General features: G+C 72.0%; 8 protein-coding genes and 1 riboswitch. All 8 genes read left to right on the top strand.

What is annotated here, in order from left to right; genetic code table 11:
* Nucleotides 1-106: 106 nt before the first annotated feature.
* The 8 genes from VGD85_RS19345 (at nt 107) to VGD85_RS19380 (ending at nt 7,663) form a co-directional block, all read left to right on the top strand.
* Complete coding sequence (locus VGD85_RS19345; RefSeq protein WP_331065063.1) at nt 107-799, top strand: response regulator transcription factor; 693 nt, start codon at nt 107-109, stop codon at nt 797-799.
* Nucleotides 792-2,000: a hypothetical protein gene (locus tag VGD85_RS19350; RefSeq protein WP_331065064.1), complete on the top strand. Its 1,209-nt coding sequence runs from the start codon at nt 792-794 to the stop codon at nt 1,998-2,000. Before VGD85_RS19345 ends, VGD85_RS19350 begins: the two co-directional genes overlap by 8 nt.
* Nucleotides 2,001-2,029: 29 nt before the next feature.
* Complete coding sequence (locus VGD85_RS19355; protein WP_331065065.1) at nt 2,030-2,824, top strand: HAD-IIA family hydrolase; 795 nt, start codon at nt 2,030-2,032, stop codon at nt 2,822-2,824.
* Nucleotides 2,825-3,075: 251 nt separating this feature from the next.
* Nucleotides 3,076-3,149: riboswitch (cyclic di-AMP (ydaO/yuaA leader) on the top strand.
* Nucleotides 3,150-3,176: 27 nt separating this feature from the next.
* Entirely contained in the window at nt 3,177-3,674 is a 498-nt protein-coding gene (locus VGD85_RS19360) for a C40 family peptidase (RefSeq protein ID WP_331065066.1), read from the top strand.
* 189 nt (nt 3,675-3,863) lie between these two features.
* The gene (locus tag VGD85_RS19365) at nt 3,864-5,417 is read left to right on the top strand and encodes a methylmalonyl-CoA carboxytransferase subunit 5S (RefSeq protein WP_331065067.1); all 1,554 of its coding nucleotides are present in this window, start codon (nt 3,864-3,866) and stop codon (nt 5,415-5,417) included.
* A 40-nt stretch (nt 5,418-5,457) separates the two neighbouring features.
* Nucleotides 5,458-6,996 (top strand): acyl-CoA carboxylase subunit beta, encoded by a 1,539-nt coding sequence (locus VGD85_RS19370; RefSeq protein WP_331065070.1) that lies wholly within the window; start codon nt 5,458-5,460, stop codon nt 6,994-6,996.
* Entirely contained in the window at nt 6,993-7,268 is a 276-nt protein-coding gene (locus VGD85_RS19375) for a hypothetical protein (RefSeq protein ID WP_331065068.1), read from the top strand. Before VGD85_RS19370 ends, VGD85_RS19375 begins: the two co-directional genes overlap by 4 nt.
* 29 nt (nt 7,269-7,297) lie before the next feature.
* Nucleotides 7,298-7,663: a biotin/lipoyl-containing protein gene (locus tag VGD85_RS19380; protein ID WP_331065069.1), complete on the top strand. Its 366-nt coding sequence runs from the start codon at nt 7,298-7,300 to the stop codon at nt 7,661-7,663.
* Nucleotides 7,664-8,078 lie beyond the last annotated feature (415 nt).

Here is an 8,078-nt window from a genome sequence, read left to right on the forward strand (position 1 = left end):
CGCGGCCCGAGCGGTCGGTCCGCGCCGCGGCCACCGGCGAGCCGGAAGGGGGCGAAGGTTGAGTACCGTCCTCGGAGCCGGTGCCTCGGGCCCTATGCTCCCTTCCATGGCGCATCGGGTTCTGGTGGTCGAGGACGAGGAGGACATCGCGTTCCCCCTCGTCCGCACGCTGGAGCGCGAAGGGTACGACGTCTCGTGGGTGGACAGCGGCCAGAAAGCCCTCGACAGCCTGTCGACGATGCCGGAGGTCGTGATCCTCGACCTCGGGCTGCCGGACATCGACGGACTCGAGGTCTGCCGGCGGGCCCGGGAGGCCGGGTTCGACGGGGCGATCATGATCGTCACCGCCCGGGCCGGCGAGCTCGACCGCGTCGTCGGGCTCGACTACGGGGCCGACGACTACCTGGCCAAGCCGTTCGGCCTGGCCGAGCTGCAGGCACGGGTGCGTGCCCTGCTGCGCCGTACCTCCTCCGCCTCGGCCGCCGCCGAGGAGGCGAAGTCCGACGGGCTGCGCATCGACGTGGACGCCCGGCGCGTCTACGCCGGCGACGAGGAGGTCCCGCTCACCGGCAAGGAGTTCGAGGTCTTGAACATCCTGGCCGCCAACCGGGACAAGGTCGTCTCCCGCGGCCGGCTCATGGCCGACGTGTGGGACGAGAACTGGTACGGCTCGACGAAGACGCTCGACGTCACCATCGGACGGCTGCGCCAGAAGCTCGAGAGCGTCGGTGTGACCGACCGGGTGGTGGCCGTTCGAGGCGTGGGGTTCCGCCTCGAAGGCGGCACCCCCGATGCGTGAGCGGCTCACCGTCGCGTTCGTCGTCCTCACGATCGTCCTGCTCCTCGGCGCGGGCGTCGTCCGCTCGTTCGTGCTGCGCGACCTGATCCAGGAGCAGGAGGCCGACCACCTGCGCCAGGAGATCCAGCTGGTCTCGACCATCGTCGAGGACCGCGAGGCCGCCGGCGGGGCGATCGACGAGCGGTTCCTCACGACGCTGGTCGGCCCCGAGCGGCGGCTCGAGTACGCGCCCCGCGGCGGCCGGCCGATCGTCGTCCACGGGCCCGACTACACCGGCACCGACGACGCCGGCGACGACCTGTCGGCCACCCTCCAGCTCGACGAGGGGCGGCTGATGCTGAGCCAGTCCCCGGACGTGATCGGCGACATCCTGGGCCGCGACACCGGCTCGATCGCCGCGCTGTTCCTGCTGATCGCCGTCGTGGCCGGCGTGGTCGGCTTCCTGATCTCCTCGGCGCTCTCCTCGCCGTTCCAGCGGCTCGCGGTCGCCGCCGCCGCGCTCGGGCGGGGCCGGTTCGACCTCGAGCTGCCCCGCAGCCGGATCCCCGAGGCGCGGGCCATCGCCAACGCGCTGCGGGCCAGCGCCCAGCAGCTCGAGGACCGGGTGCAGCGCGAGCGCGACTTCGCCGAGCACGCCTCCCACGTGCTGCGCACCCCGCTCACCGGGATGCGGCTCGAGCTCGAGGACCTCACGCTGCGCGACGACGTCCCGGCGGACGTGCAGGACTCGGCCCGGCGCAGCCTCGCGGCCGTCGAGGAGGTGGGGGCGGTCGCGTCCGAGCTGGTCGAGATGACCCGGCGCGGCAGCCTCGTGGCCGGCTCCGAGCTGCCTCTGGTCGACCTCGCCACCCAGCTGGCCCAGCGCTGGGCCGACCGGCTCGGCGTACGCAACCGGACGCTGACGGCCGCCGCCGAGGGCGACCTGACGCTCACCTACACCCCGGGCCCGGTCGAGCAGGTCACCGACCTGCTGCTCGCCGACGTCGTACGCCGCGGGGCCGGCCCGGTCCGGATCGTGTTCCACGGCGAGGAGGGCGGGCACCTGCGCATCCACGTGGGCTGTGAGGGCCGCGGCAAGGCGACCGGCGCGGAGCCGCTGGACCGGGTCGCCGAGGTCGTCTCGGTCGTCTCGGCGCTCGGCGGGCGGGTCACCGGCGAGCACCCCGCCGACGGCATCGAGGTGCTGCTGCCCCGACGGTGAGGGACCCCGCGCGGCTCCCGCCTGCGAGGATGAGCGTCATGACGAGTCGCCCGATCGAGACCTGGCTGACCGACATGGACGGCGTGCTCGTCCACGAGGAGGTGCCGATCCCCGGGGCCCAGGAGTTCATCGAGGCGCTCAAGGCCTCCGGGCGGCGGTTCCTGGTGCTCACGAACAACTCGATCTTCACGCCGCGCGACCTGCGCGCCCGGCTGCTCGGCAGCGGCATCGACGTGCCCGAGGAGGCGATCTGGACCTCCGCGCTGGCGACCGCGCAGTTCCTCGACGACCAGCGCCCGCGCGGCACGGCGTACGTCGTCGGCGAGGCGGGCCTGACCACGGCGCTGCACGACATCGGCTACGTGATGACCGACCGCGACCCCGACTACGTGGTGCTGGGGGAGACCCGCACCTACTCCTTCGAGGCGATCACCCGCGCGATCCGGCTGGTCGACGCCGGCGCGCGGTTCATCGCGACCAACCCCGACGTGAGCGGCCCCAGCCAGCAGGGCGTGCTGCCGGCGACCGGCTCGGTGGCGGCGCTGATCAGCACCGCGACCGGCCGGCAGCCGTACTTCATCGGCAAGCCCAACCCGCTGATGATGCGCAGCGCGCTCAACCGGCTCGAGGCCCACTCCGAGACCACCGTGATGGTCGGCGACCGGATGGACACCGACATCATCAGCGGCCTGGAGGCCGGGCTGCGCACGATCCTGGTGACCACCGGCTCGACCCGCCCCGAGCAGGTCGCGAGGTTCCCCTACGGGCCGACGCGGGTGGTGGACTCGGTCGCCGACCTGCTGGAGCTCGTCGACGCGGGCTGAGCCGGGGCCGGCACCGGCGCTCGGGTGTGACCTTCGTCCAACCGTGGCGGTGATCCACGCGGGGCGTGTGGCGTGCGCCACCGTCATCGACGTCGCTCGACTCGCATCCGGCGCGATCGCTGACTACGGTCCTCCACCGTTTGCACCACGCACCACCGGTCGCGGGTACGCCGAGTCCTGCCCGCCCGTGACCGGACGACGACCACCGGGGCAGGAGTGGGGGACCCACCTTCGCGGTCCCGCCCCCGACCGGGGGCACCGCTCGGGGTGAAGCCACCAGCCGGTGGCCGGGCACCTTCCTCGCCCGAACCCGACAGCTCACCTCACAGGCGTGGGAAGGACGACCACGCACATGACGATCATCCTGCGCGCGCTCGCGAGCGCCGCCCTCGCCGTCGGTCTGCTGACCACGGCGCCGACCACCACCGACACCGCCCACGGCGCGACCGCGAGCCGCGCGGCCGCCCAACGCACCGACCGCAAGATCGGCCAGGCGCTCACGATCGCCCGCCACCAGACCGGCGACCCGTACGCCGCCGGCGCGGCCGGCCCGCACCGGTTCGACTGCTCGGGCCTGACGTTCTACAGCTACCGCAAGGCCGGCTTCCGGCACCTGCCGCGCACCTCGGCCGCCCAGGCCCACTTCGCCAAGCGGATCAAGCGCGGGGCGATGCGCCGCGGCGACCTGGTGTTCTTCTTCGACGGCGGCGGCGTCTACCACGTCGGCGTGTTCGTCGGGTTCCGGCACGGTCACCGGCGGGTGCTGCACGCGCCGTACTCCGGCACCCGGGTGCGCGTCGACCGGATCTGGACCGACCGCTGGTTCGCGGGCACCCTGCGCCGCCGCTGAGCCACCGCTGAGCCACCGCTGAGCCACCGCTGAGCCCGCTCCGGGGGTGCCTGACGACACCCCCGGCCGCATCCCTGCCCGGTCCCGGGACTCCGATCCCGGGACCGGGCCGGGACGCACGAGCAACGACCCGGGGACGCGGGACCAACGACCCGGTGCAGCCACTTAGGTCTCTGTCAGCATGAAGCCATGACCAACGGCGACACCGAGACAGGGGGCGTCGGCGCCACCGGCGCGACCGCGGCACGACGTGAGATCGGGGTCACCGAGCTCATCCTCCGCGACGCCCACCAGAGCCTGATGGCGACGCGCATGGCCCTCGAGGACATGGTCGACGCGTGCGCCGACATCGACGCGGCCGGCTACTGGTCCGTCGAGTGCTGGGGCGGCGCGACGTACGACGCCTGCATCCGCTTCCTCAACGAGGACCCGTGGGAGCGGCTGCGGACCTTCCGCCGGCTGATGCCCAACAGCCGGCTGCAGATGCTGCTGCGCGGCCAGAACCTCCTCGGCTACCGCCACTACGAGGACACGGTCGTCAACAAGTTCGTCGAGAAGTCCGCCGAGAACGGCATGGACGTCTACCGGACCTTCGACGCCCTCAACGACGTCCGCAACGTGCGCGAGGCCATCAAGGCCGTCCGCCGCGTCGGCAAGCACGCCCAGGGCACGATCTGCTACACCGAGAGCCCGCTGCACACCGTGCAGGGCTACGTCGACATGGCCCACGAGCTGATGGAGCTCGGCTGCGACTCGCTGTGCCTCAAGGACATGGCGGCGCTGCTGCGGCCGCAGCCGGCCTTCGACATCGTCGGCGCCATCAAGGAGTCCCTCGGCCCGGACGTGCGCGTCCACGTGCACTGCCACGCGACCACCGGCGTCACGCTGGTCAGCCTGATGAAGGCGATCGAGGCCGGCGCCGATGTCGTCGACACCGCGATCTCCTCGGTCTCGATGGGCCCCGGCCACAACCCGACCGAGTCGCTGGTCGAGATGCTGCACGGCACGCCGTACGAGACCAACCTCGACGACGAGCGGCTGCTCAAGATCAAGGACCACTTCGCCGTGGTCCGGCCGAAGTACACCGAGTTCATGTCGGCGATCACGGGCGTGGAGACCGAGATCTTCAAGAGCCAGATCCCCGGCGGCATGATCTCGAACATGGAGTCGCAGCTGCGCCAGCAGGGCGCGGGCGACCGCCTCAAGGAGGTCCTCGAGGAGGTGCCGCGGGTCCGCAAGGCCGCCGGCTACCCGCCGCTAGTGACCCCGTCGAGCCAGATCGTCGGCACCCAGGCCGTCTTCAACGTGCTGATGGGCCCCTACAAGGTGCTCACCGCCGAGTTCGCCGACCTGATGCTCGGCTACTACGGCGAGTCGATCGGCCCCCGCGACCCCGAGATCGTCGAGGCCGCCCAGGCGCAGACCAAGAAGGAGCCGATCACGGTCCGGCCGGCCGACCTGCTCGAGCCCGAGTGGGAGAAGCTGTCCGAGGAGGCCAACGCCCTCGAGGGCGCCGACGGCAGCGACGAGGACGTGCTGACCTACGCGATGTTCCCGGGCGTCGCCCCGAAGTTCTTCCAGGAGCGGCCCGAGGGCCCGAAGAACGTCGGCAAGGACCCCGCGCAGCAGGCGGCCGAGAAGCTCGCCGCCGCGGCGCCGGGCACCGGCCCGGTCAAGGGCCCCATCCACTACGCGGTCTCGATGAACGGCCGCAAGCACGACGTCATCGTCGAGCGAGCCTGAAGGGAATCCGGTGAGCAAGCACAAGCACCACCAGGCCTCCATGGAGGACCGCATCGCCGAGCTCAACGAGCGGCGGCGCAAGGTCGAGCTGGGCGGCGGTGAGTCCCGGCTGCAGAAGCAGCACGACCAGGGCAAGCTGACCGCCCGCGAGCGGATCGAGGCGCTGCTCGACCCGGGCACGTTCCAGGAGACGGGCAAGTTCGCCCGCCACCAGTCGACGTACTTCGGGCTCGACAAGGTCGACTACCCCGCCGACGGGGTCGTCACCGGCGAGGGCGCCGTGCTCGGCCGCCCGATCCACGTGGCCAGCCAGGACTTCACGGTCGCCGGCGGGTCCGCGGGCGAGGTCCACAGCGACAAGGTCGTCGCGATGATGAAGGCGAGCCTGACCACCGGCACGCCGTTCGTGTTCATCAACGACTCCGGCGGCGCGCGGGTCCAGGAGGGCATCGGCTCCCTGGCCGGCTACGGCCGCGTGTTCTACAACAACGTGCTGCTCTCCGGCGTGGTGCCGCAGGTCGCGATCATCGCCGGCCCGTGCGCGGGCGGCGCGGCGTACTCCCCGGCGCTCACGGACTTCATCATCCAGACCCGCAAGGCCCACATGTTCATCACCGGGCCGAACGTGATCGCCCAGGTGACCGGCGAGCAGGTCTCCTCCGACGCGCTCGGCGGCGCGGACGCCCACATGACGCGCTCCGGGGTCGTGCACTTCGTCGCCGACGACGACGAGCAGGCGGTGCTGATCACCAAGAAGCTGCTCAGCTTCCTGCCGCAGAACAACACCGAGGACCCGCCGATCGTCGACCCCGACGACACCATCGAGCGCGACGACGACCTGCCGAAGGTCGTGCCGGTCTCGGACAAGAAGGGCTACGACGTCCGCGAGGTGATCGCCCGGATCGTCGACCGCGCCGACTTCCTGGAGATCCAGGCCGGCTACGCGCAGAACATCGTGATCGGCTTCGCCCGGATCACCGGCCGGACGGTCGGCGTCGTGGCCAACCAGCCGAGCGTGATGTCCGGCGTGCTCGACATCAACGCCTCCGACAAGGGCTCGTGGTTCGTCCGGTTCTGCAACGCCTTCAACATCCCGCTGCTCACCCTGGTCGACGTGCCGGGCTTCCTGCCCGGTGTCGCGCAGGAGCACGGCGGCATCATCCGCCACGGCGCGAAGCTGCTCTACGCCTACTCCGCCGCGACGGTCCCGAAGATCACCGTGGTGCTGCGCAAGGCCTACGGCGGCGCGTACGTCGCGATGTGCTCCAAGGACCTGGGCGCCGACCGGGTGTTCGCCTGGCCGACCGCCGAGATCGCGGTGATGGGCGCCGAGGGCGCGGCTGAGATCGTGTTCCGGCGCGAGATCGCCGAGGCCGAGGACCCCGAGACCCGGCGCGCGGAGCTGGTCGACGAGTACCGCTCGACGTTCTCCACGCCGTACGTCGCGGCCGGGCGCGGCCTCGTCGACGACATCATCGACCCGTGCTGCACGCGCGCCGAGGTGTCGCGGGCCCTGGAGATGCTGGCCAGCAAGCGCGAGCTGCGGCCCGCCAAGAAGCACGGGCTGGGCCCGACATGAGCGGCGACAGCACGGTCGAGCAGGAGCTGCTCGCCGCGGTCCGCGAGCTCACCGAGCGGGTGGCGGCCCTCGAGGCCGAGGTCGCCGCCGTCCGGGCGCGGCAGGAGCAGGACGTCCCCGAAGAGGTCGCGCTCGCGATCTCCGCCGCGGTGGCGGCGTACCTGGGCCACCGCGCGAAGATCAAGCAGGTGCACTACCGGACCGGTCAGGCGTGGGCCCAGCAGGGCCGCGTGGCCGTCCAGGGCCACCGGATCATCCACGGTGCCCGGTGAACGGCCAGGCGAAGGTGAAGGTGAATGACATGCAGCTCAAGGTGACCGTCAACGGCCAGGTCTACGAGGTCGAGGTCGAGGTCGAGGAGGAGCAGCCGCCCGCGCTCGGCATCTTCATGGCCGGAGGGACCTTCTCCGCGCCCGCCGCGGCCCCGGTCAACGGCGCCGCGCCGGCCGGTGACGGCGAGGGCGTGCGCGCCCCGCTGGCCGGCACCGTGGCCCGGATCCCGGTCGAGGAGGGCCAGGAGATCGAGGCCGGCACCGTGCTGGTGGTGCTCGAGGCGATGAAGATGGAGACCGAGATCACCGCCCCCGCCGCCGGCACCGTCGGCAGCATCCTGGTCAAGCCCGGCGACGCCGTGACCGGCGGTCAGCTGCTCGTCGAGCTCGGCTGATCGTTCGGCTCGCTCACCCGCGGAGGGGTCCCGGCTGGTCCGCCGGGGTCCCTTCGCGCGTCTGAGCGTCCGCGGGTCCTCGCCGGCGCGGGTGCTCGCTGGTGCGGGTGCTCGCTGGTGCTGCGGTTTGGTCACCAACGACAGTCCTGGGGCGCTCTCGGTTGTGGTTGGTGACCAAACGACAGGGGTCGGTGGGACGCACAGGGGCGTGGTCGGGCCGGTCTGGCTGGCTGGTCTGGCCGATCTGGCCGGGGGCTGGTGGTGCTGCGGTTTTGTCACCAACGACAGTCCTGGGGCGTTCCCGGTTGTCGTTGGTGACCAAACGACAGGGGCCCGCGGCGGCCCGGCCGAGCTGCCCCCGATCGGACCGCGCCGGATGCGGCCGCGCCCGGGACCGATCCGCGCCCGGCTCGTT

The organism is Nocardioides sp. (assembly GCF_036401255.1).
GTDB lineage: Bacteria > Actinomycetota > Actinomycetes > Propionibacteriales > Nocardioidaceae > Nocardioides.